The organism is Leifsonella bigeumensis (assembly GCF_039537265.1).
Classification (GTDB): domain Bacteria; phylum Actinomycetota; class Actinomycetes; order Actinomycetales; family Microbacteriaceae; genus Terrimesophilobacter; species Terrimesophilobacter bigeumensis.
On record NZ_BAABAE010000003.1, the window covers coordinates 210,125 to 232,941 of the forward strand.

The window sequence follows — 22,817 nt, forward strand, 5'->3', positions numbered from 1 at the left end:
GCCGACGGGCCGGTCAGAGCGGGGTGCGCCTGCCTTCGGCGACCAGGGACTTCAGGCAGATCCAGAGGTCGGCGCGGGTCTGCGGGTCGAGGAGCGATCGGCCGAGCGCGGTCTCCGCCACCGCCAGCCGGTTCGTCATCGTGTTGCGATGGACGCCGAGCGAACGCGCTGCCGCACCCAGGTGACCGTTGTGGACGAGGAAGGCATGGAGGGCGTCGATGAGGTCGGCGCTGTCGGCGCGGCCGGTGATGTCGCGCAGCAGCTCGGTCGCGTAGGCCTGGAGCGCCGAGGGCGGGAGCAGGGCGTCGACGCCCTGCTCGCTGAGTTCCGACCAGCGGACGATCGGTCGTCGCTCGGTGGCGAAGGCGAGCGCGTCGAGCGCCGCCGACTCGCTCGAACGGAGTTCCGTGGCGGAGACCGTGGGGCCGACGCCCGCCGTGAGGCCGTGGAGGGTGCTCGTGAAGTCCGTGCTCGCGGCGGTGGCTTCGTCGACGACGATCGCGAGCGACTCCCAGGGGTGCGAACTCCCCTCCGTCGGGACGACGCGGGCCGGCAGACAGCGGTCGGCGAGGCCTACCTGCGTCTCGAGGCGGTTCAGAGCCGCCTCGATCATCCGGGCATCGCCCTGAGCACGGACGACGACGGCCGGGCCGGGGGGAAGACCGGTGCCGGGCGACGTGTCGCCGAGGAGCGCCTGCGCGGCGGCCAGCTCACCGCGGATCAGGAGGGAGTACACACCTGACCGCAATCGCCGGTCGGCCTGCCGTTCCGCCTGGGCGCGCCGGCGATCGAGCGCCAGGAGTGCGATGGACGTGGTGACCGCCGAGCGGAGGGGGACGGTGAGCGGACCGTCGGTGGAGAGGACGAGGTAGGCGTCCACCTCGTCGCCGATGCCGACCGGGTGCACCGTCAACCGCGTCGACACAGTGACCTCCGATGCGGCACCGCGGCCATCGGACCCGACGAGGCGGGCGACGAGCGGTCTGGCCCGGTCGAGCAGGTCGTCGTTGCGCGGACCGTGGGCGGTCCCGGCCAGCAGGTCTCCGCGGGGGTTCGTGAGGATCGCCTCTCCATCGACGATCGCCCCCAGCGCCTCCAGGACGGCGGCGCCACCGGGGTTCGACACCGCGATCCTGGTGAGCATCCGCTGGTGGTCGAGAGACTCGCGGATGCCCAGCCTCTCCGCTTTCTCGAGGAGCTCGGCGACGGCGCGGCTGACGGCGATGAAGGGCACGTGGCGAGGCACGGTGAAAAGGTTCAGACCCTCTTCCCGGGCCGACTCGACCAGCGCGGCCGGCGCCTCGTCGTGCGTGAGCCCGACCCCGAACCCGATCGCGACGACGCCGGCGGCCAGGCAACGCCGCACCAGTTCGCGCCAGCCCGCTCCCGTCCTCTCGGTCAGGCCGGTTGTCAGGAGGATCTCGCCGCCTTCGAGGAACGGGCTGGGGTCCTCCAGCTCGCTCGTGGCCACCCAGCTGACTCCGGCATCCGGATCGACGACGGTGAGAGGGGTCAGTGAGAGCGCGGGGAGTTCCAGGATCTGGGCGAGGCGGATCATCCTGTCAGTGTTGCACAACAGCTGGCCCACCACTGTGCAGTAATGCCACTCATCGCCGGCGCGGTCCGCCTATTCTTTCCCCCATGAACCTCCCCGAAACCCTCGCCGTGGCGAGACCGCCTCTCACCGGTGGCGGGACCACGTCCCTGCCTCAGATCAGATCGCTCGCGGGGGCGATGCCGGGGCCGCGGTCGACGGAATGGGATGACCGTCGTCGCCGATCCGTCTCCGCCGCCGTCAGCACCACTCTCCCCGTCTACGCCGCCGCAGCGGGAGGAGGGGTGCTGGTCGACGTCGACGGGAACTCCTTCATCGACTTCGCCTCCGGAATCGCGGTCACGAGCGTCGGCAGCAGCGCCCCGCCCGTCGTCGATGCGGTCAAGGCCCAACTCGACCAGTTCACCCACACCTGCTTCATGGTCACCCCCTACGGTCCATACGTCGAAGTGGCCGAACTGCTCAACCGCATCACTCCCGGCGACTTCGACAAGCGCACCGCGCTCTTCAACAGCGGCGCCGAGGCGGTCGAGAACGCGGTCAAGATCGCCCGCCGGTACACGGGACGGCCCGCCGTCGTGGCCTTCGACCACGCCTACCACGGGCGCACGAACCTCACCATGGCGCTCACCGCGCGTAATCAGCCGTACAAGTCCGGCTTCGGCCCGTTCGCTCCCGAGGTCTATCGCGCCCCGATGTCCTACCCGTTCCGCGACGGAGGTCGCTCCGGGCAAGCCGCTGCGGCACAGGTCATCGCCGGGATCGAGAGCCAGGTCGGCGCCGAGAACCTTGCCGCCATCATCCTCGAGCCCATCCAGGGTGAAGGAGGGTTCATCGTCCCCGCCGACGGCTTCCTGCGCGAGCTGGCATCCTGGGCCAGGGCCAACGGAGTCGTCTTCATCGCCGACGAGGTGCAGACCGGCTTCGCCCGCACGGGGGCGATGTTCGCGTCCGAGCACGAGCAGGTCGAGCCCGACCTCATCGTGACGGCCAAGGGTATCGCCGCCGGGCTGCCGCTCGCGGCCGTCACGGGCCGCCAGGAGATCATGGACGCCCCGCAGCGCGGTGGACTCGGCGGCACCTACGGCGGCAACCCGCTGGCCTGCGTCGCCGCCCTCGCCAGCCATCGCATGATCGAGGAGTACGGGCTGGTCGATCGGGCCCGCCGGCTCGGCGAGGTGGTCTTCGAGCGGCTGCGTGCCCTCCAGTCAGCGGACCCGAGGGTCGGCGATGTGCGCGGTCGCGGCGCGATGATCGCGATGGAGCTCGTGAAGGCGGGGACGCTGGAGCCCGACGCCGCGCTGGCGGAGGCGGTCGTCGACTTCGCGCATCGTCACGGCGTCATCCTGCTGCGCTGCGGAACCCTGGGCAACGTCGTGCGACTGCTGCCACCCCTGGTGATCGACGAGTCGCTCCTGGGCGAGGGCCTCGACGTGCTCGCGGATGTGTTCGCCTCGGGGGGCGCGAGGTGAAGGCCTCGTGTCGATACCCGGATGCGGCGACCGGATGCGGCGGCCGGCTCGCCTCCCTGCGCCGTATTCTGGAGGAGTGGGAAGTCCGGCGATGACGTCGGCGTCGGCGGTGTCGACAACGGCAGTGCTGCAACCGCAGTGGTGAGAAAGAGGTGTGCTCGTGAGTGAAGTGCGCGAGGCCGAGCTGTTGGCTTCGGTCCCGGACAAACTGTTCATCGCCGGGAAGTGGGTGGCGGCATCCGGTGGCGGCACGCTCGACGTGCAGGATCCCTCGACCGGAAAGGTCATCCGTACGATCGCGGATGCGACGGCCGAGGACGCGCAGAAGGCGATGGATGCCGCGGCCGACACTCAGGCTTCCTGGGCGGCGACCGCGCCGCGCGAGCGCAGCAACATCCTGCGCCGTGCCTTCGACCTCCTCATGGAGCGCGCGGACGACTTCGCTCTGCTCATGACGCTCGAGATGGGCAAGCCGCTCGCCGAGTCTATGGGCGAGGTCAAGTACGGCGGCGAGTTCCTGCGCTGGTTCAGCGAGGAGGCGGTGCGCATCCAGGGCCGCTACGGCTCGAACCCCGAGGGCACTGGCACGATGATCGTGACGCAGCGGCCGGTCGGCCCCTGCTACCTCATCACGCCGTGGAACTTCCCGCTCGCGATGGCGACCCGCAAGATCGCGCCGGCGCTCGCCGCGGGCTGCACGGTCGTCGTCAAGCCGGCCGCGCTCACACCGCTCACGACGCTCGCCTTCGTGAAGCTGCTCGAGGAGGCCGGGCTGCCGGCCGGGGTCGTCAACGTGCTCACGACATCGTCGTCGAGCGCCGTCTCGAAGCCGATCTTCGCCGATTCGCGCCTGCGCAAGCTGAGCTTCACCGGGTCGACCCCGGTCGGCGTCGCGCTGCTCAAGCAGGCGGCCGACGGCGTGCTGCGCACCTCGATGGAGCTCGGTGGCAACGCCCCGTTCGTCGTCTTCGAGGATGCCGACCTCGATGCGGCGGTCGACGGCGCGATGATCGCGAAGTTCCGCAACATCGGCCAGGCCTGCACGGCGGGCAACCGTTTCATCGTGCAGGAGTCGGTCGCGGACGCGTTCGCGCAGAAAGTGACCGAGCGCGTCAAGGCGTTCAAGGTGGGTCGGGGCACCGACGACGGCGTCACGATCGGCCCGCTCATCGACACGAAGGCGGTCGAGAAGGTCGGCGCGCTCGTGGCGGATGCCGTGAAACGCGGCGCGAAGGTGCACACCGGCGGCTCGGCGATCGCCGGCGATGGGACCTTCTTCGAGCCGACCGTCATCAGCGAGGTGAAGCCCGGGAGCGACATCCTGAGCGAGGAGATCTTCGGGCCGGTGCTGTCGATCGCCACCTTCAAAGACGAGGCGGATGCTGTGCGCATGGCCAACGCCACGGAGTACGGCCTCATCGGCTACGTCTACACGAAGGACCTCGCGCGCGGCCAGCGGATGATCGACGCGATCGACACGGGCATGATGGGCCTGAACGTCGGGGTCGCCTCGAACGCGGCGGCGCCGTTCGGAGGCGTCAAGCAGTCCGGCCTCGGCCGCGAGGGTGGCTTCGAGGGCATCCACGAATACCTCTCGACGAAGTACACGCTGACGCCCGCGCACTCCGGCTGAGAGCGAAGGCGATTTCTCGCCTTCGCTGCCGGTGCCAGCGCCGACGGCCGTCTCGGCCGCCGGTCAACCTCGGCGGCGAACGCGCATCGACCGTAGGCTGGGACTATGCACGAAGCAGTCATCGTCGACGTCATCCGTACCCCCTCCGGCCGTGGCAAGCCGGGCGGTCAGCTCTCCGGCATCCACCCGGTCGACCTGCTCGCGGGGGTGCTCGAAACGCTTGTTCAGCGCAGCGACCTCGACCCAGCACTGGTCGACGACGTGATCGGCGGATGCGTGTCGCAGATCGGCGAGCAGGGCTACAACGTCGCGCGGAATGCGCTGCTCGCGGCAGGCTTCCCCGATTCGGTGCCCGGCACGACCGTCGACCGGCAGTGCGGGTCGAGCCAGCAGGCTGCGATGTTCGCGGCGCAGGGCGTCATGACGGGCCAGTACGACATCGCGATCGCGTGCGGTGTCGAGTCGATGAGCCGTATCCCGCTCGGCACCTCCGCGGCTGGCATGGACCGCTACGGCTCGAAGCTGCGCGCCCGCTACCCCGAAGGGCTTGTCAACCAGGGTGTCTCCGCCGAACTCATCGCGCACAAGTGGGGGCTCGACCGCGACGTGCTCGATGCGTTCTCGGCCCGATCGCACCGGCTCGCGGTCGAGGCGCGGGAGGCGTTCGCGGATGAGATCGTCCCGGTCGACGGACACACGATCGATGAGACGGTGCGCGACACCACGACCGCCGAGGGACTTGCCGGCCTGAACCCGGCATTCCGCACCGACGAGCTCGCCGATCGCTTCCCCGAACTCGACTGGCGGATCACGCCCGGCAACTCGAGCCCGCTCACCGACGGTGCATCCGCCGCCCTCATCATGAGCGCCGAGCGCGCCGAGAGCCTGGGCCTGAAGCCGAGGGCGCGATTCCACGCCTTCGCCGTGACCGGCAGCGACCCGATCTTCATGCTCACGGGCGTCATCCCGGCAACCCGCAGGGTGCTCGAGCGCGCCGGCCTCACGATCGACGACCTCGACTGGTACGAGGTGAACGAAGCCTTCGCATCCGTGCCGCTCGCCTGGCAGAAGGAGCTCGGCACGGACCCCGACAAGCTCAACCCGCGCGGCGGGGCGATCGCGCTCGGGCACGCGCTCGGGTCATCCGGAACTCGTCTGCTCACGACCCTCGTCAACCAGCTCGAGGCGAGCGGCGGCCGTTGGGGTCTCCAGACCATGTGCGAGGGCGGCGGCATGGCCAACGCGACGATCATCGAACGGCTCTGAGCCGGTAGGAGGAAACCATGCAGGAGGTCTCTGAATGAACATCGGCGGATGCTCGGCGCTCGTCACCGGCGGCGCCTCGGGCCTCGGGCTTGCGACGGCGCAGGCGCTCGCCGCGGCCGGCGCCGAGGTCGTGATCCTCGACCTGCCGAACTCGAAGGGCGAGCAGGTTCCGGATGTCGTGTTCGCCCCCGCGGACGTCACCGACGAGGCGCAGGTGCGGGCTGCCATCGCGATGGCGACCATGCCGCTGCGGATCGTCGTCAACTGTGCCGGCGTCGCGACCGCGGAGCGTGCCCTCGGCAAGGAGGGGCCGCTGGCGCTCGACCGGTTCGAGCGGGTCATCCGGGTGAACCTGATCGGAACGTTCAACGTCATCCGGCTCGCCTCCGAGGCGATGGCGGCGACGGAGCCGGTGGGCGGGTCGCGACAGGGCGAGTCGGAGCGCGGCGTCATCGTCAACACGGCGTCGGTCGCCGCGTTCGACGGGCAGATCGGCCAGGCAGCGTACGCCGCCTCGAAGGGCGCGGTCGCGGCGATGACGCTGCCGCTCGCCCGCGAGTTCGCGGCGCGACTCATCCGTGTCATGACGATCGCGCCGGGAACGTTCGACACCCCGATGTTGGCGGCCTTGCCGGAGGCGGCGCGCGACTCCCTCGGAGCGCAGGTGCCGCATCCATCGCGCCTCGGCCGACCGGAGGAATACGCGGCGCTCGTGAAGCACATCGTCGAGAACCCGATGCTCAACGGCGAGGTCATCCGGCTCGACGGCGCCATCCGGATGCAGCCGAAGTAGCCTGTGGAGAAGTCGGAGCTGGTCATGGGCGACCGCGCTAACCTGCTCGGATGGGTCGACCTTCAGCAGTAATACCGAGTTATACTGGGGCGATGAAGACCGCGATCTCTGTTCCCGATGAGCTGTTTGCACGGGTCGATGATGCGGCGGCGCGCACTGGTATGAGCCGGTCGGCGTTCTTCTCGGCCGCTGCCGAGCGCTACCTCGCCGCGCTTCGGGACGACGACTTGACGACGAGGATCGATGCCGCGATCGCCACGGTCGGTGATCCGCGTGACGAAGCCGTCATCCGCCACAACAACGCGTGGCTGGCCGCCGAGACGGAGACCGAACACTGGTGACAGGCCACGTCATCACGCCGGCTCGTGGCGAGATCTACTGGAAGGATTTCGGCTCGCCGACGGGGAGTGAACCTGACTATCGACGACCAGTGGTTGTGGTGCAGGACGATCGGTTCAACCGCAGCGCGATCGCGACGTGCATTGTCGCAGTGGTGACGAGCAACGTGGGACTGGCGACGATACCCGGCAATGTCTTCCTGCCCGCGTCGGCATCCGGGCTGCCTCGAGACTCAACGGTCAACCTCTCGCAAGTGATGACAGTGGACACCCTCACGCTGTCGGGGCCGGCCGGGTCGATTCCCGACTATCTCATGACCGATATCGACGCCGGCTTACGTCTGGTTCTTGGTTTGTACAACCAGGCGCGGTGACGGATGCCCGTCATCGAGATTGCCGACTTGGCCGACCCCCGACTCGCCGACTTCGCCCACGCGACGGATGTCGGGCTCAAGAACGGTCGCGGCCCCCACGGCCTCTACATCGCCGAGTCGGCGCTCGTGCTGGAGCGGGCTCTTCGTGCGGGTCACACGCCGCGCGCGGTGCTCGCGCTCGGCGACTCGGTCGAGCAGGCCGTCGCCCTCGTCGGGCCGGACGTTCCGGTGTTCTCCGGTCCCGGCGAACTGCTCGCCGAGCTCACCGGCTACCTCCTCCACCGCGGGCTCATCGCCTCATTGGAGCGCCCGCCGCTGCCGGAGCCAAGGGCGTTGCTCGCGGGAGCCCGTCGCATCGTGGTGCTCGAGAACGTCGTCGACCCGACGAACGTGGGCGCGATCTTCCGTTCGGTCGCGGCGATCGGTGCGGATGCCGTGCTCGTCACCCCGCGCTGCTCCGACCCGTTCTACCGGCGGGCGATCCGCGTGTCGATGGGTACCGTGCTGCAGGTGCCGTGGACGCGCATCGGGGACTGGACTTCGACCCGGGAACTGCTCACGGCATCCGGGTTCCATGTCGCAGCTCTCGCCCTCGCCGACGGCGCGGTGAGCCTGCGCGACTTCGCCGCGACCCCGCCCGAACGCGTGGCGCTCGTGCTCGGCACCGAGGGCGACGGTCTCACCCCGGATGCCCTGGCCGCCGCGGACACGATCGTCCAGATCCCGATGCGGCACGGCATCGACTCGCTCAACGTCGCCGCGGCGGCCGCCGTCGCGATGTGGGCGCTCGCCTGAGGACGGCGCCACGAAAGGGTCCCGAAGTGCCCTTCGGAGGCAACGGGAAGGGCACTTCGGGACCCTTTCAGGGACCATCGGCCAGATCAGGCCAGGAGCTGGTGGTGCGCGAGCTCCTTGTAGAGGGGCGTCGAGGCGATCAGTTCGGAGTGCGTGCCGACGCCGATGACGCGGCCATGGTCGAGCACGACGATCTGGTCGGAGTCGACGACGGTCGAGAGTCGGTGCGCGATCACGATGAGGGTGCGGTTCTCGGCGACCGCGTCGATCGCTTTGCGGAGCAACTGCTCGTTGAGACCGTCGAGGGAGGAGGTCGACTCGTCGAGCAGCAGGATGGGCGGGGCCGCGAGCAGGGCGCGCGCGATCGCGAGCCGCTGGCGCTCGCCGCCGGAGAGCATCACGCCGTCCTCGCCGACTGGCGCATCGAGGCCGAGCGGGTTCCGCTCAAGAACCTCGGTGAGGTTGACCGCATGCAGCACGTCGATGCACTGCGCATCCGTCGCATCCGGGGTGGCGAGGGTGAGGTTCTGCCGGATGCTTCCGGCGAGCACCGGCGCATCCTGTTCGACGTAGCCGATCTGCGCGCGCAGCTCCTCTCGGTCGAGAGCCCGGATGTCGACCCCGCCGAGGCGCACCGCCCCGGCATCCGGGTCGTAGAACCGCTCGATGAGGGCGAGGATCGTGCTCTTGCCGGCGCCGGACGGGCCGACGAGTGCGGTACGCGTGCCACGGGGTGCGCCGAAGGTGACGTCGTGAAGGACACCGGTCTCGACAGGCTCGACCGGAGAAGCATCAGGCTCGACCGGAGAAGCATCCGGCTCGACCGGAGAGTTGGGCTCGACCGGAGACGACTGCGAGTACCCGAACGACACTCCCTCGAAACTGATCGCGTCATCCGATTCGACCGGCGCAGCAGGCGAGACCACCGCATCCGCTTCGCCTTCGCTCGGCAGGTCGATGATCGCCTGGATGCGCCCGAGCGCTCCGAGCGCGGCGTTCACCGAGGTGACTGCCCCGAACGCCTGCCCGAGCGGCAGGATCATGAGGAACAGGAACAGGATGAACGCGACGAGCGACGCCACCGTGATCGCGCCGCTCGCGACCCGGAATCCGCCGACGCCGAGCACAACGAGGAACGACACTTGCATCGCGATCCCCGCGACCGGCACGACGAGGGCGGAGATCTTCGCAACGGTGATCCCCATCCTCCAGGCGCCGACGGCATCGTCCTCGACTGCGGCGATCTCGCGGTCGGTCGCATTCGCGGCCCGCACGGTACGCACTGCGCTGATCGCGCGTTCGACGGATGCCGCGAGGTCGCCGACCCGGTTCTGTGCCTGCTGGCTGGCGACCCGGATGCGGGAAGCGAGCAGCGTGACCGTCACGACCGAGACGGCGATCACGAGCACCGTGAGCCCGAGCAACACGGGATCGATGATGAGCATGGCGACGAGCGCGCCGATGAACGTGAGCGAGCCGCCGATCGCCTCGACGAGCCCCTGGGTGAGCACGGCGCGGAGGAGTGTGGTGTCCGAGCCGACGCGGGAGACCAGGTCGCCGGTGCGGCGCGTGTCGAACTCGCTGATCGGCAGGCGCAGCATCCGCCCGACGAGACGCTTTCGGCTGGAGAGCACGACGCCTTCGCCGGTGCGCTGCAGCAGGTAGTGCTGGTAGCCGGAGATGAGCCCGGATGCGACGACGAGCCCGACGAGCAGCCAGACGAGCGCGCCGAGCCCGCTGCCTTTCTCGACGAGCGTGATGACCTGGCTCACGAGGAGCGGCTGGGCGAGGCTCGCGGCCGCCCCGAGCACGCTCAGAACGGTGACGAACGTGAGCACCTTCTTGTGTTCGAGAAGGTAGGGGAGCAGCTGGCTGAAACGGGCACGCGGGCCCTCGTCACCGGTGCCGCCCCGCCCGCGTCTCGTGCCCCCACGGTTCGTGGTGGTCGTACTCACTCTTCCTCCCGCCAGCGGGTCGAGGAGTGCGGCGCCACGCGATGGTCGTCGTGATTGCTCAGAACGGGGGAGATACCGGACACTCTGTCCACTGTAGTTGACCTGCTGCGGCGTGCGAGCGGGCAGCCTGCGGTCGGGGAGCGTTCCTGGATTCTGCTTGTGCTCAGTTATAGTAATAGTTATAGTAAGCCGTAGAATAAGTAAGAAATCGGCATCGAGCACCATGCCCGGCCCGCAGGGAGAACCAGTCAATGACGATGAACGCCAGTCGCAGAATCGCGCAGCGCCTCGACGTGGAGGCAGCGCTTCTGGACCCCGGAGCGTTCCCTTCCGACTTCCGCTGGGGCCTTGCCACGGCCGCCTACCAGATCGAAGGCGCTGCGAGCGAGGGAGGAAGAGGGCCGAGCATCTGGGACACCTTCTCCATGACTCCCGGCCTCACCCGGCATGGCGACACGGGAGACGTGGCCTGCGACCACTACCACCGCTGGAGCGACGACCTGGACCTGCTGGTGGATCTCGGCGTGCAGGACTACCGTCTTTCGGTCTCCTGGTCGCGGCTGCAACCCACCGGGCGGGGCGGGCTCAACCCACAAGCCGTCTCGTTCTACCACGACCTGCTCGGCGGCCTTCGCGACCGCGGCATCCGCCCGCTCGTGACCCTCTATCACTGGGACCTCCCCCAGCCCCTCGAGGATGCAGGCGGTTGGCCGGCTCGCGCCACCGCCGAACACTTCGCTGAGTATGCACGACTCGTGGTGCGCGCCCTCGGCGACCTCGCCACCGACTGGGTGACGCTCAACGAGCCGTGGTGCAGCGCATTCCTCGGCTATGGGACGGGTGCCCACGCGCCCGGCCGCCGCGACGAACTCGCTGCGATCGCCGCCGCCCATCACCTGAACCTCGCGCACGGGCTCGCGCTCGCCGCGATCCGAAGTGAAAGGCCGGATGCCGCCGTCGGCATCTGCAACATCGTCACCGAGGTGCTTCCCGAGTCCGACGACCCGGCTGACTCGGCTGCGGCCGAACGCCTGGATGCCTCAAGCAACCGCGTGTTCCTCGACCCGGTGTATTCCGGCGGCTATTCCGCGGAGGTCCACGCGGTCTTCCCGGAACTCGCCGGCCACATCCGTCCGGGCGATCTGGAGCTCATCGCCGCGCCCACCGACTTCGTCGGCGTGAACCACTACCAGCGACTGATCGCCTCGCATGACGACGAGGCAGGGCGCCTGAAGGTCTCGGACCACCCGGCCGAACCGGCGTCGACCTCGTTCGGATGGTCGGTGACCCCGGATTCGCTCGCCGCGGTTCTCCAGAGGGTCTCGACCGAGTACTCCAACCTTCCGATCTACGTCACCGAGAACGGCGCGAGCTACGACGACTACGTCGACCCGGATGGTGTCGTCGCCGATACCGAGCGCGTCGCCTACCTCCGGGGCTATCTCGATGCGGCGGCCAGGGCCATCCGCTCCGGCGTCGATCTGCGTGGCTACTACGCGTGGAGCTTTCTCGACAACTTCGAGTGGGCGGAGGGCTACGGCAAACGCTTCGGCCTCGTCCACGTCGATTACGGCACTCAGGAGCGGATTCCGAAACTGAGCGCGCACTGGTACCGGAGGACCATCGCCGGCCAGTCGGGTCATCCGCAGCGAGGATGACCCGACCACAATGGGAGCAGGTCGTTCGTGGCTTCGGCTCCTGCACCACACCGCGAATCACACCAACAAGAAGAGGAATAGCTCAATGAAGAGAACAGCAAAGACGGTCCTCGGGATCGTCGCGGTCGCGAGCCTGACGGCCGGACTCACCGCATGCACGGGCGGCGATTCGGGCGACGGTGAGCAGTCCGGCCCGCTCACCGTGTGGATCATGGGCGACTCCGGCACGAACTTCGAACAGCTCGTCGCGCCCTTCACCACGGAGACCGGAACCAAGGTCGAGGTCGTGGCCATCCCCTGGGATGGGATCGACGAGCGCCTGACGACCGCGGTCGCCTCCGGTTCGGGCCCGGATATCGTCCAGATCGGTCTCTCGAAACTCCGCACCTTCGCGGATGCCGGAGCCCTGCTCCCACTCGACGGAGAGCTCGCGGCCCACCCGGGACTCGCCTCCGAGAACTTCGCCGACGGGGTCGCGGGTTCCGCGACGGCGGTGGCGGGGAAGATCGTGAGCGTCCCCTGGGTGAGCGACACGCGCGTGCTGTTCACGAGGACGGACATCCTCGCCGAGAACGGAATCGACTCTCCGCCCGCCACCTGGGACGAGTTGCGGACCGACGCGAAGACGCTTGCCGCGCGCGGCAGCGGACAGTACGGCTACTACATTCCCCAGTGGGACAGCCCGCTGCCGGTCGTCATGACCTGGGACTTCGGCGGCAACATCATCGATGCCGACGGGAACGTGAACTTCGACACCCCCGAGTTCGCCGAGGCCGTCGACCTGTACACCGGGCTCTACGCCGATGGCAGCGTTCCGACCAACAGCGACTTCGACCAGGCGCAGGGTTTCATCTCCGGCATCGCTCCGATGCTCGTGAGCGGGCCGTACCTCGCCAAGGCGATCAGTGATGCGGCACCCGAACTCGACGGCAAGTGGGCCGTCACTACGGTGCCTGCGGCCTCGAGCGGGACCTCGCTGTTCGCCGGCTCCAACATGGGCGTGTGGTACAACAGCCCGCGCAAGGATGCCGCGCTCGACCTGCTCGAGTTCCTCTCCAAGCCTGCGACACAGCTCAGCTGGTACACCATCAACGGCGAGCTGCCGACCGTGAAGGCGGCCCTGGAGGACCCCAGCCTCACCGGCGACCCGCTCGTCAAGGTCTACTCGGCGCAGCTCGCGGATGCCAAGGTGCTGCCGCTCGTCCCCAACTGGGACGGCGGGGTCGGCTCCGACCTGCTGACGGCGCTCAACTCGATCGTGCTCACCGGTGCAGACCGTGACAGCACGCTCGCCGAGTTGTACGCGAAGACGAAGGACGTCTCGATCAACTGACCGGATGGGGCGCCTCCGAGCCGGGGCGCCCCACATCCGGGTCGGTGATGGCGAAGCCATCATCGACCACATCGATCACGGAAGCAGTGAGGGAGGGCAGATGAAGAGATCCGCGATGGTCCCCTACCTCCTGGTGTCCCCTGCGATGCTCCTTCTCGTCGTCTTCGGGGTCTTCCCGATCCTGGTCGCGGCTCTCGTGAGCCTTACCGACATGAACATCTCGGGCCTGGCGAACTGGGCGAACGTGAAGTTCATCGGGGTGGACAACTACGGGAAGCTCCTGGGAGATCCGGATTTCGGCAAGGCGCTCTTCAACACGGGCGTCTTCGTCCTGGTAGGCGTGCCATCGGTCGTCATCCTGTCTCTCATCGTCGCGCTCCTGCTCCACCGCAGCGAAGGCCGGTTCGCCCGCGCGTTGCGCTCGTTCTACTTCGTCCCGGCGATCACCGGCATCGTCGCGATCTCCCTGGTCTGGGGCTACCTGTACAACACCCAGTTCGGGCTCTTCAACTGGCTCCTGTCCCTCATCGGCGTCGAACAGGTCCAGTGGCTCTCCGATCCGGTGCTCGCCAAGTTCTCGGTCGCCCTCGTGGCGATCTGGCGAGGAACCGGCCTCAACATCATCATCTTCCTCGCGGCGCTGCAGGGCGTCCCCCGGGAGTACATCGAGGCCGCTGAACTCGATGGTGCGAGCGAGTGGCGCACGACCCGGTCGATCACGATCCCGCTTCTCGGGTTCGCCATCTTCTTCGTCACTGTGACGACGATGATCGCCTGGCTGCAGTTCTTCGACGAGCCGTTCGTGCTCACCGACGGCGGCCCCCTCGGGACAACGACCTCGGCGTCGATCTTCCTCTACAAGGAGGGCTTCCGGCTGAATCAGTTCGGCTACGCGAGCGCGGGCTCGGTCGTGCTCTTCGCGATCATCGCCGTCGTGACGCTCATCCAGCTTCGCGGACGGAGGGCCGATGTCGAGTATTGATTCGCGTCGCCGCGCGGTCGGGGCTTCTTCCCGGTCGCAACCCTCACGACAGTCGACCAGGGCATCCAGGCGGGCGCTGTCGGTCACGATCGGGGTCGCGCTGGCCATCGGGGCTGTCATCACGGCGTTCCCGTTGTTCTGGATGCTCAGCGGGTCGCTCAAGCCGCACCGCGAGTCGATCTCCTACCCGCCGCAGCTGCTCCCGCAGAACCCCACCCTCGATCAATATGTACGGCTGTTCACCGAGCTCGACTTCGGTCGCTATCTCGTCAACACCGTCATCGTCGTCCTGATCGGCGGTGTCGGCATCCTGCTGATGGCGATGGCCGGCTACGCCTTCGCCAAGTTCGACTTCCGCGGCAAGGGCTGGATGTTCTTCCTTGTGCTGGCCACGCTCATGATCCCGGTCCAGGTGACCATGATTCCGACCTACCTGATCCTCAACAGCATGAAGCTCACCAACACCCTCGTCGGAATCGCCTTGCCCACGCTGGTGAGCGGATTCAGCATCTTCCTCTTCCGACAGTTCATGTCGACCGTGCCCACCGAGTTGCTCGAGGCGGCGCGACTGGATGGCGCCGGTGAATTCCGTACCTTCTGGCAGGTCGTGCTCCCGCTGTCGAAACCGATCCTGGCCGTGCAGGCGGTGCTGACCTTCATCAGCGGCTGGAACAGCTTCCTCTGGCCCCTCATCATCGCGAGCGATCAGAAGCTTTACACGCTCTCCGTGGGGTTGTCACTCCTCAACAAGCAGATCTCGGTCGACCCTTCGCTGCAGATGGCAGCGGCATCCGTCATGGTCGTCCCCGTGCTCATCGTGTTCATCGTCTTCCAGCGGTACGTCGTCCAGGGCTTCGCCCTGTCCGGCCTGAAGTGATCCAGGAGCCCTCTTTCGTGACTGACAGTCCAGTAGTGACAACCCCGCGATTCGCCGCGCGACCGGCGACCTTCGACGGCTTCGTGCGGGCCCAGGGTGCTCGACTGGTCGATGGAGCCGGTCGCGAGGTGCTCCTGCGCGGTGTCGGGCTCGGCAACTGGTTGCTTCCCGAGGGCTACATGTGGAAGTTCGGAAAGGGCGCCGAGTCGCCGCGCGAGATCGAGTCTTTGGTCGAGCGGCTCATCGGCGCATCCTCCGCCGAGGCCTTCTGGACCCGTTTCCGCGAGGCGTTCATCTCCGAGGCGGACATCCAGCGGATCGCCGAGAGCGGGTTCGATCACGTGAGGCTGCCGATCAACTCGAGGGTTGTGCAGACGGCGGATGGGGAACCGATCGAGGCCGGTTATGCGCTCATCGACCGGGTCGTCGAATGGTGCCGCCGTCATCGGCTCTGGGTGTTGCTCGACCTGCATGGTGCACCGGGCGGCCAGACCGGGACGAACATCGATGACTCGCCGCGGGGTAAGCCCGAACTGTTCATGGAGGAGCGGTACCGGCGCAACACTGTGCGGCTCTGGCGCGACCTCGCGAGTCGCTACGCGGCTGACACCACCGTGCTCGGCTACGACCTCCTCAATGAGCCTTTGCCCAACGAGTGGCAGGACGTGTACGCGGTGGAGCTCATCGACCTCTACCGGGACCTCACTGCAGAGATCCGTTCTGTCGATCCGCACCACCTGATCGTCTATGAGGGTTCGCACTGGGCGACCAATTGGCAGATCTTCACCGAGGTCTGGGACGAGAACTCGCTGCTCCAGTTCCACAAGTACTGGTCTTCGCCGGACGAGGCGAGCATCTCGACGTTCCTCGAGACGCGCGAGCGGCTCGGCCTGCCCATCTACATGGGGGAGGGCGGCGAGAACACCCTGGAGTGGATCTATACCGCCACCCGGCTGTACGAGACTCACGACATCGGCTGGAACTTCTGGCCCTGGAAGAAGCTCGACACGAGAACCTCCCCCTTGTCGGTCGTGCCGCCCGTGCGCTGGCCGGAGGTGATCGGCAGCATCGGGGGCGAAGCCCGGTTGAGCACCGCGGATGCGGTCGTCGTCTTCGACGAGCTGCTCGAGGCGATGCGAGTCGAGAACTGTGTCTGGCAACCGGACCTGGTGGCAGCCCTCACCGCCGAGTCGCCCTCCGTGCTGCCGGCGTGGGGGTTCGGTTTCCGGGGCGAGGGCGAGTCTTACGCGACGAGTGCGGCGAGACCGATGGAGGGCATCCGTTGGCAGGAAGCCGTGACACTGCGCTTCGCAGTCGACGGGGCGTCGCCCGAGAACCCGTTCGGGCAGTCTGACGGGAGGGCGTACGCGAGGGACGAACTGTTGGTGGCCGAGCTCGAGCGGGGGGACTGGCTCGAGTTCGAGCTCGACCCGGCGACGGATGCCCGTGCGGCGGAGGCGCTCGGCCCTGGTGGGGAGCCTGCGGCGATGGAGCTCACGCGCACCGAACGAGGTCTTCGGGCGACGGCCACCCGGCCGACGACATTCGCCAGGATCGTACTGCGGGGTCGCGGGAGTGATTGATATCGTCGAGGCATCATGATCGCCGACGTCGGGTCAGTGCGAGGCAGTGCGCCCATCCGGGAGCCGGCCACGGTCACCACCCTCCGCGCGCGGAACCGCGCCATGGTGCTCAAGCAGATCATCCTCGCCGGGCAGACCACGCGGGCGACGATCGCGCGCGAGTGCGGGCTCTCGGTGGCGTCGGCGACGAATCTCGTCGTCGAGCTCATCGGCGAGGGGCTTGTTCTCGAGGCAGGGTCGGTCTCCTCACGCGGTGGACGCCCGATCACACTGATCGAACCCCGGCCGGATGGGGCCTACTTGATCGGTGCCGACGTCGGTGAGCGCGGCGTCGCGGTCGAGCTGTTCGACCTCAGCATGGCCCGGGTCGACCGCGAGTTCCGTGGCGGGCGAGAGCTCGAGAGTCCGGAGACCATCGCGCATGATCTGGATGACGCGCTCAGTGCGCTCCGCGAGAGGAATCCCACTGCCTGGAAGTCGGTCGTCGGCGTCGGGCTCGGGCTGCCGGGCATCGTCGAAACGGAGGCGGACGGGCGTCAGGTGCTGTACGGGCAGAGCCTCGGATGGCCGCCGGTCCCGATCGCGGACCTCATCTCACACGACATCGCGGTGTACGCCGATAACGGAGCGAAGGCGCAGGCGAAGGCCGAGCTGTGGTTCGGGGGGGCACGGGGGGTCGAGCACGCCGTAGTGGTCCTCCTGGGTCGTGGTGTCGGCCTCGGCGTGGTGGCCGGTGGTGAACTGCAGTACGGCTCGATGAGCAGTGCCGGCGAGTGGGGCCACGTGAAGATCGAACGCGACGGCAGACCCTGCCGTTGCGGCGGGCGCGGTTGTATCGAGGCGTATGTCGGCGCCGACGCCATCCTCTCCGCATGGTCGGAGGCTGGGGGGCGCTACGAGGGGACGGGCTGGAGGGCGCTCGGTGAGCTCATCGACTCCGCGGAGTCCGGTGACCCCGCAGCGAGCTCCGTAGTCGATGACATCGTCAGGACTCTGGGAGCCGGGCTCGGCAGCCTGGTCAACTTGGAGAACCCACAGCGGGTGCTCATCGGCGGCTGGGTCGGGCTGCGTCTCATGGAGTCTCTTGCGGGGCGGCTCGATGCCGCCATTCGCGAGAATGCCCTCCAGCGGCCGGGGAGCCAGTTCGAGCTCCTGGCCGCCACTTTCGGCGGCGACACCGTTGCACTCGGAGCGGCGATCATGCCGCTCGAGACGCTCATCAGGGCACCGCGCGCAGTCTGACGACCGGGCGCGCCACCGCGCCTCGTCGGATCCGCAGATTCCCGCAGAGGATGTCGGCCGCACCGACTATTCTTGACTCTCGTGCCAGAGCCAAAGACCTCCTCGACCGCGCGTTCCGCGGGTACCGCCGCCGCATCGGTCATCAGTGCGAGCAACCTGACCAAGAAGTACAAGGACTTCGCCGCCGTCGACGGGATCTCCTTCGAGATCGCGCCCGGAGAGTCCTTCGGATTCCTCGGGCCGAACGGCGCCGGCAAGTCGACGACGATGCGGATGATCGGGGCCGTGTCGACCCGGACATCCGGCGACCTGTCGATCATCGGACTCGACCCGAACGACTATGGGCCGGAGATCCGCTCCCAGCTCGGTGTCGTCCCGCAGTCCGACAACCTCGACTCCGAGCTCAAGGTTCGCGACAACCTTCTCGTCTACGGGCGCTACTTCGGGCTGCCGCGCAGCTACCTCGGCCCCAAGGCCGACGAGTTGCTCGAGTTCGCCCAGCTGGGCGAGAAGGCGAAGTCGCGCGTCGACGACCTCTCCGGCGGGATGAAGCGAAGGCTCACGATCGCCCGTGCCCTCATCAACAACCCGCGCATCCTGCTGCTCGACGAGCCGACGACGGGCCTCGACCCGCAGGCGCGCCATATCCTGTGGGATCGCCTGTTCCGGCTCAAGGAGCAGGGGACCACGCTCGTGCTCACGACCCACTACATGGACGAGGCGGAGCAGCTGTGCGACCGGCTCGTCGTGATCGACAAGGGCGCCATTATGGCCGAGGGGTCGCCGGCGTCGCTCATCAGGAAGTATTCGACGCGCGAGGTGCTCGAGCTGCGCTTCGGCTCGGACCGCAACGCGAGCATCGCGAAGAAGGTGGAGAAGCTCGGAGAGCGCATCGAGGTGCTGCCCGACCGCATTCTCGTCTACAGCGACAACGGCGAGGCGGTGCTCACAAAGGTGACCGAGCTCGGACTCAACCCGCTCACCTCGCTCGTGCGCCGTTCGAGCCTCGAGGATGTCTTCCTGCGGCTCACAGGGCGGAGCCTCATCGAATGACGCATTCCTCTCCGGTCGGGTCTTCTTCTTCTCCGGTCGAGCTTGCCGAGACCCCGACCGCCACCGCCCGCGCCATCGCCGCCGGCGTCAAGCCCCGCGCCTACGGCGGCTGGTACGTCGCCGAGCACCGCCTGAAGGTCATGCGCGGCTACCTGCAGACGATGATCGCCACCGGAATCGGCACGCCGCTGCTCTACCTGTACGCGCTCGGGGTCGGTCTCGCGACCCTTGTCGACGCGAACATGGGCGCGGGCGGCAGCCAGGTGAGCTACCTCATCTTCGTCGCGCCGGCGCTTCTCTGCAGCGCCGCGCTCACCGCAGCGACCGAGGAGTTCAGCTACCCGATCATGCTCGGGTTCAAGTGGAACCCGACCTTCTTCGGCATGAATGCCGCGCCCATGCAGGGCGGCCAGATCATCAACGGCGTGACCTACTCGGTCATCATCCGCCTCGTCGCCCAGAGCATCGTCTACTACCTGTTCATGCTGCTGTTCGGCGCGATCCCGGGCCCCCTCGGATGGCTGGTGATCGTCGTCGGCGTCATGACCGGTATGGCGCTCGGCACGATGCTCATGGCTTACGCCACGCACCTCGAGGAGGACAAGGGCCAGTTCAACTACATCATGCGGTTCGGCGTGATCCCGATGACCCTGTTCTCCGGCACGTTCTTCCCGCTCTCGACGCTTCCGGTGTGGCTGCACTGGATCGGCTGGATCTCGCCGCTCTGGCACGGCACCGAACTCTCCCGGGTGCTGTCCTACGGCTACGAGGAGCCGATCTGGCTCTCCGCCATCCATGTCGTCTACCTCGTGGCACTCACCATTCTCGGCTGGTGGCTGGCCCGCCGTCTCGCCGTGAGGAGGCTCAACAAGTGACTACCATCGAAGCGCCCCCGTTGAGCCATGTGAACCGGCCGTTCCTGCTGCCCTCGCTCTATGCCGGAAATGCGCGCTCGGTCATGGAGCGCGGCGTTCTCGCCACGGCGAAGACCAACTGGCTCATCGTGGTCTCCGGATTCTTCGAGCCGGTGTTCTACCTGCTCGCCATGGGGATCGGGCTGGGCTCCTACATCGGATCCGTCCAGGTCCCCGGCGGTCCTACCATCCCCTATGCCGCCTATATCGCACCGGCGCTGCTCGCGGTCGCCGCGATGAACGGCGCCGTCTTCGACTCGACCTGGAACGTCTTCTTCAAGATGAACTTCGGGAAGATCTACGACGGGATGCTCGCCACCTCGCTCGGCCCGTTCGATGTCGCACTCGGGGAGATCATGCTCGCCCTCGCCCGGGGTGCCGTCTACGCGTGCGGGTTCATGATCGTCATGCAGGTGCTCGGCCTCAACCTCGCCTGGACCGCCATCCTCGCCCTGCCAGCGGTCGTGCTCATCGCATTCGCGTTCGCGAGCTTTGGGATGGGCATCACGAGCTACATGAAGACGTTCCAGCAGATGGACTGGATCAACTTCATCATGCTGCCGATGTTCCTGCTCTCGGCGACCTTCTACCCCATCACGGTCTACCCCGAGTGGATGCAGTGGCTCATCCAGGCGATGCCGCTCTGGCACGGGGTTGAGCTCGTGCGCGGTCTCACGACGGGTCTCCTGTCACCCGCGATGATCTGGCACGTGCTCTACTTCGTGGTCATGATCCTCATCGGGATGACGCTCACGACCAGGCGCCTCAAGGTCCTGTTCCTGAACTGAGCAACAAGGCCGGGCCGACCAGCTCTGGAATAATCATGCTCATGGGACATCTAGACGGCCACCCTGATTGCTGTACACCGAGCCAGCACTGTGTCGGCCACACGGCGGAGGTTGTCAGGGAGTCCGCACTTCCTGGCATAGGACGCTCCCAGCACATGATAAAACAAGCACGAGTTCCTGCCGGCACCTTCTCCATGGGCGATTCGACGGACGACGGTAACGCCGGCGACGGCGAGACACCGGTCCACGAGGTTTTATTGCCGACGTTCGAGATCGACGCCACGAGCGTCACCAACGATCAGTTCGCCCTCTTCATCGCCGAGACCGGATATCGCACTGAGGCCGAGAGTTTTGGCTTCTCCGCGGTCTTTCACCTCGCGGTGGAGACGGATTTGTCAAATATCATGAGTTCCGCACGGGGGACGCCCTGATGGCTGGGTGTTACGGGTGCGGATTGGGCGCATCCCGGCGGCCCAGGTTCCGGCCTTGAGTATCTGGGATCCCACCCGGTAGTGCACGTCAGCTGGAATGACGCCGTCGCCTACTGTGAATGGGCGGGGCGCAGGCTACCCACAGAGGCGGAGTGGGAGCGAGCGAGCCGAGGTGGACGGGAAGGCAACGTCTACCCCTGGGGCAATGAACTCATGACGGACTCTGGTGCGTGGCAGTGCAATATTTGGCAGGGTACATTTCCCCGGGTCAACACCGTCGATGACGGATGGCTCACGACCGCACCCGTGGAAACGTTCTCTCCGAACGATTTCGGCCTGTGGCAGACGGTGGGCAACGTCTGGGAATGGTGCTCTGACTGGTACTCGCCGCGGTACTACGAGCGCTCGCCGCGGGAGAATCCGCGTGGCCCGGATACCGGAAGCGCCAGGGTGCTGCGCGGCGGCTCCTACCTGTGTCACGACTCCTACTGCAACCGGTATCGCAATTCGGCGCGCTCCTCCAACACACCGGATTCCTCGATGGGCAACGCGGGCTTCCGAACCGTCGCGCTCTAACGCCCCAGGGTCACCGTGAGCACGAAGCCCAGGCCGGCGATCGCGAGGCAGAACACGGCGAGCGCCCAGACGAAGAGTGGAAAAGCCTTCGAGAAGGCGACGCGTTCCTCCGCCGCGGCGACCAGGGCGCGGTGGGCGGATCGGTAGCGGCGATACCCGACGAAGAAGAGTAGCGAAGTGGCAATTAGTCCGACCCCGGCAACAGTGGAGCTCAGGACGATCGAGATCTCGGCGAGCAGTCGCGCCGCGATGAGGATGCCTACGGCAAGCGCGAGCGTCGTACGCTGCCAGGACAGTGCGGTCCTCTCGGCCTGAAGGCCGAGGTCGAAAGGTCTATCCGGCAGCTCGATCACGGTCTGGATCAGCCGAGTTCCCACAGCAATCCGACACCCAGAAGCAACCCAGCGATCGCGACACCGATACCGATCGGTCCCGCGAGTCCCGGCGCCGGAAGCGACCGTTCGAGTCGCAGAGCGCGCTCGACGGCCATCCAGCCGAACCAGGCTTGAAGCGGCGCGCCGATGCCCAGGAGGATGAGGAGCAGTGATGCTGCCAACCTGAATCCCGGCGTGATGGGAAGTGCGAATGCCTCGAGCGCCACACCGGCCGCAATGAGCGCGAGTGAGGTGCGAATCCAGGCCAGAAAGGTGCGCTCGTTCGCGAGACTGAAGCGTGCATCAGGTTCCGCACCAGACCCATATACGCGCCGGGGGAACCGTCGCCGGACCGTCCCGCCGTCGTTTGTCATCGTTGATACCTCACGCACCGATTCTACCGAGGCGCGGCCCCTGCCCTAATGCCAGAGCACCGCGATGGCGATGTTGGCGATGGTGAGCGCGCCGATGACCCAGATAGCCCAGGAGACGACCGGGTTCTTCTTGCGGAACAGGAACACGAGCACCGTGATGATGAGCACGATGGCGAGCTTGACGGCGATCTTGGTGTTGTTGATCTCGCCGCCGCCCATCTGGATGAGGCCGACGAGCGCGACGCCGGTCACGAGCTGGGTGAGGGCGCCGTGGATCATGGCCGCGACGATACGACCCTTGCCGGCGATCGCATCCTTGACCTGGACGAGAACACCGCCGAGCAGGGAGGCGAGGCCGATGAAGTGAAGGATGAGGATGATGCCGAGAAGGATGTCCATGCCGATCATCCTCCCAGAGCGCGTGCTGCCGAGCCAGTCGGCACGGGATCAG

At 67.3% G+C, this 22,817-nt stretch carries 21 protein-coding genes and 1 pseudogene; 17 read left to right on the top strand and 5 right to left on the bottom strand.

Features of this window, described 5'->3' with window-relative positions; translation table 11 throughout:
- Positions 1-13 precede the first annotated feature (13 nt).
- On the bottom strand, positions 14-1,558 hold the full coding sequence (locus tag ABD678_RS06080; RefSeq protein ID WP_344754762.1) for a PucR family transcriptional regulator: 1,545 nt from the start codon (positions 1,556-1,558) through the stop codon (positions 14-16).
- An 83-nt stretch (positions 1,559-1,641) separates the two neighbouring features.
- Here ABD678_RS06080 and gabT point away from each other — a divergent pair, with 83 nt between their 5' ends.
- The 7 genes from gabT to ABD678_RS06115 all read left to right on the top strand — a co-directional run bounded on the left by gabT (position 1,642) and on the right by ABD678_RS06115 (position 8,226).
- Positions 1,642-3,027, top strand: a complete 1,386-nt coding sequence (gabT, locus tag ABD678_RS06085) for a 4-aminobutyrate--2-oxoglutarate transaminase (protein WP_344754764.1) — start codon at positions 1,642-1,644, stop codon at positions 3,025-3,027.
- 169 nt (positions 3,028-3,196) lie between these two features.
- On the top strand, positions 3,197-4,660 hold the full coding sequence (locus ABD678_RS06090; RefSeq protein WP_425561972.1) for an NAD-dependent succinate-semialdehyde dehydrogenase: 1,464 nt from the start codon (positions 3,197-3,199) through the stop codon (positions 4,658-4,660).
- A gap of 105 nt (positions 4,661-4,765) precedes the next feature.
- Positions 4,766-5,926, top strand: a complete 1,161-nt coding sequence (locus ABD678_RS06095) for a thiolase family protein (RefSeq protein WP_344754768.1) — start codon at positions 4,766-4,768, stop codon at positions 5,924-5,926.
- 34 nt (positions 5,927-5,960) lie between these two features.
- The gene (locus tag ABD678_RS06100) at positions 5,961-6,719 is read left to right on the top strand and encodes an SDR family NAD(P)-dependent oxidoreductase (protein ID WP_344754770.1); all 759 of its coding nucleotides are present in this window, start codon (positions 5,961-5,963) and stop codon (positions 6,717-6,719) included.
- Positions 6,720-6,811: 92 nt separating this feature from the next.
- Positions 6,812-7,060: a ribbon-helix-helix protein, CopG family gene (locus ABD678_RS06105; RefSeq protein WP_344754772.1), complete on the top strand. Its 249-nt coding sequence runs from the start codon at positions 6,812-6,814 to the stop codon at positions 7,058-7,060.
- Entirely contained in the window at positions 7,057-7,431 is a 375-nt protein-coding gene (locus ABD678_RS06110; protein ID WP_344754774.1) for a type II toxin-antitoxin system PemK/MazF family toxin, read from the top strand. The genes ABD678_RS06105 and ABD678_RS06110 overlap by 4 nt, the downstream gene beginning before the upstream one ends.
- A 3-nt stretch (positions 7,432-7,434) precedes the next feature.
- Positions 7,435-8,226, top strand: coding sequence for a TrmH family RNA methyltransferase (locus tag ABD678_RS06115; RefSeq protein WP_344754777.1), 792 nt, complete (start codon positions 7,435-7,437; stop codon positions 8,224-8,226).
- Positions 8,227-8,312: 86 nt separating this feature from the next.
- Here ABD678_RS06115 and ABD678_RS06120 read toward each other — a convergent pair whose 3' ends face one another.
- Complete coding sequence (locus ABD678_RS06120) at positions 8,313-10,181, bottom strand: ABC transporter ATP-binding protein (RefSeq protein WP_344754779.1); 1,869 nt, start codon at positions 10,179-10,181, stop codon at positions 8,313-8,315.
- Between the two features lie 257 nt (positions 10,182-10,438).
- On the opposite strand from ABD678_RS06120, the gene ABD678_RS06125 reads away from it, so the two are divergent.
- From ABD678_RS06125 to ABD678_RS06170, 10 genes and pseudogenes are all read left to right on the top strand, one after another.
- Positions 10,439-11,839, top strand: a complete 1,401-nt coding sequence (locus ABD678_RS06125; RefSeq protein ID WP_425561973.1) for a GH1 family beta-glucosidase — start codon at positions 10,439-10,441, stop codon at positions 11,837-11,839.
- An 85-nt stretch (positions 11,840-11,924) separates the two neighbouring features.
- Positions 11,925-13,172, top strand: a complete 1,248-nt coding sequence (locus ABD678_RS06130; protein WP_344754783.1) for an extracellular solute-binding protein — start codon at positions 11,925-11,927, stop codon at positions 13,170-13,172.
- A 100-nt stretch (positions 13,173-13,272) separates the two neighbouring features.
- On the top strand, positions 13,273-14,154 hold the full coding sequence (locus ABD678_RS06135; protein WP_344754785.1) for a carbohydrate ABC transporter permease: 882 nt from the start codon (positions 13,273-13,275) through the stop codon (positions 14,152-14,154).
- Positions 14,141-15,031 carry a carbohydrate ABC transporter permease gene (locus ABD678_RS06140; protein ID WP_344754787.1) on the top strand — a complete coding sequence of 297 codons (891 nt, stop codon included), beginning with the start codon at positions 14,141-14,143 and terminating at the stop codon, positions 15,029-15,031. Before ABD678_RS06135 ends, ABD678_RS06140 begins: the two co-directional genes overlap by 14 nt.
- A gap of 35 nt (positions 15,032-15,066) precedes the next feature.
- Positions 15,067-16,614: a glycoside hydrolase family 5 protein gene (locus tag ABD678_RS06145; RefSeq protein ID WP_344754789.1), complete on the top strand. Its 1,548-nt coding sequence runs from the start codon at positions 15,067-15,069 to the stop codon at positions 16,612-16,614.
- Between the two features lie 15 nt (positions 16,615-16,629).
- On the top strand, positions 16,630-17,856 hold the full coding sequence (locus ABD678_RS06150) for an ROK family protein (RefSeq protein ID WP_344754792.1): 1,227 nt from the start codon (positions 16,630-16,632) through the stop codon (positions 17,854-17,856).
- An 81-nt stretch (positions 17,857-17,937) separates the two neighbouring features.
- Positions 17,938-18,909, top strand: coding sequence for an ABC transporter ATP-binding protein (locus tag ABD678_RS06155; protein WP_344754794.1), 972 nt, complete (start codon positions 17,938-17,940; stop codon positions 18,907-18,909).
- Entirely contained in the window at positions 18,906-19,784 is an 879-nt protein-coding gene (locus ABD678_RS06160; protein ID WP_344754796.1) for an ABC transporter permease, read from the top strand. Before ABD678_RS06155 ends, ABD678_RS06160 begins: the two co-directional genes overlap by 4 nt.
- Entirely contained in the window at positions 19,781-20,611 is an 831-nt protein-coding gene (locus tag ABD678_RS06165) for an ABC transporter permease (protein ID WP_344754798.1), read from the top strand. The genes ABD678_RS06160 and ABD678_RS06165 overlap by 4 nt, the downstream gene beginning before the upstream one ends.
- 146 nt (positions 20,612-20,757) lie before the next feature.
- Positions 20,758-21,618 (top strand): annotated as a pseudogene (locus ABD678_RS06170) (formylglycine-generating enzyme family protein); the annotation flags it as partial.
- Here the strand turns inward: ABD678_RS06170 and ABD678_RS06175 are convergent.
- Genes ABD678_RS06175 through ABD678_RS06185 form a run of 3 tightly spaced genes read right to left on the bottom strand, consistent with a single transcriptional unit; the run spans position 21,615 to position 22,765 of the window.
- On the bottom strand, positions 21,615-21,995 hold the full coding sequence (locus ABD678_RS06175; RefSeq protein ID WP_344754800.1) for a DUF202 domain-containing protein: 381 nt from the start codon (positions 21,993-21,995) through the stop codon (positions 21,615-21,617). The pseudogene ABD678_RS06170 and the gene ABD678_RS06175 overlap by 4 nt on opposite strands.
- Positions 21,980-22,366 (bottom strand): YidH family protein, encoded by a 387-nt coding sequence (locus ABD678_RS06180; protein WP_344754802.1) that lies wholly within the window; start codon positions 22,364-22,366, stop codon positions 21,980-21,982. Before ABD678_RS06180 ends, ABD678_RS06175 begins: the two co-directional genes overlap by 16 nt.
- A 45-nt stretch (positions 22,367-22,411) precedes the next feature.
- On the bottom strand, positions 22,412-22,765 hold the full coding sequence (locus tag ABD678_RS06185; RefSeq protein WP_344754804.1) for a hypothetical protein: 354 nt from the start codon (positions 22,763-22,765) through the stop codon (positions 22,412-22,414).
- Between the last annotated feature and the right edge of the window lie 52 nt (positions 22,766-22,817).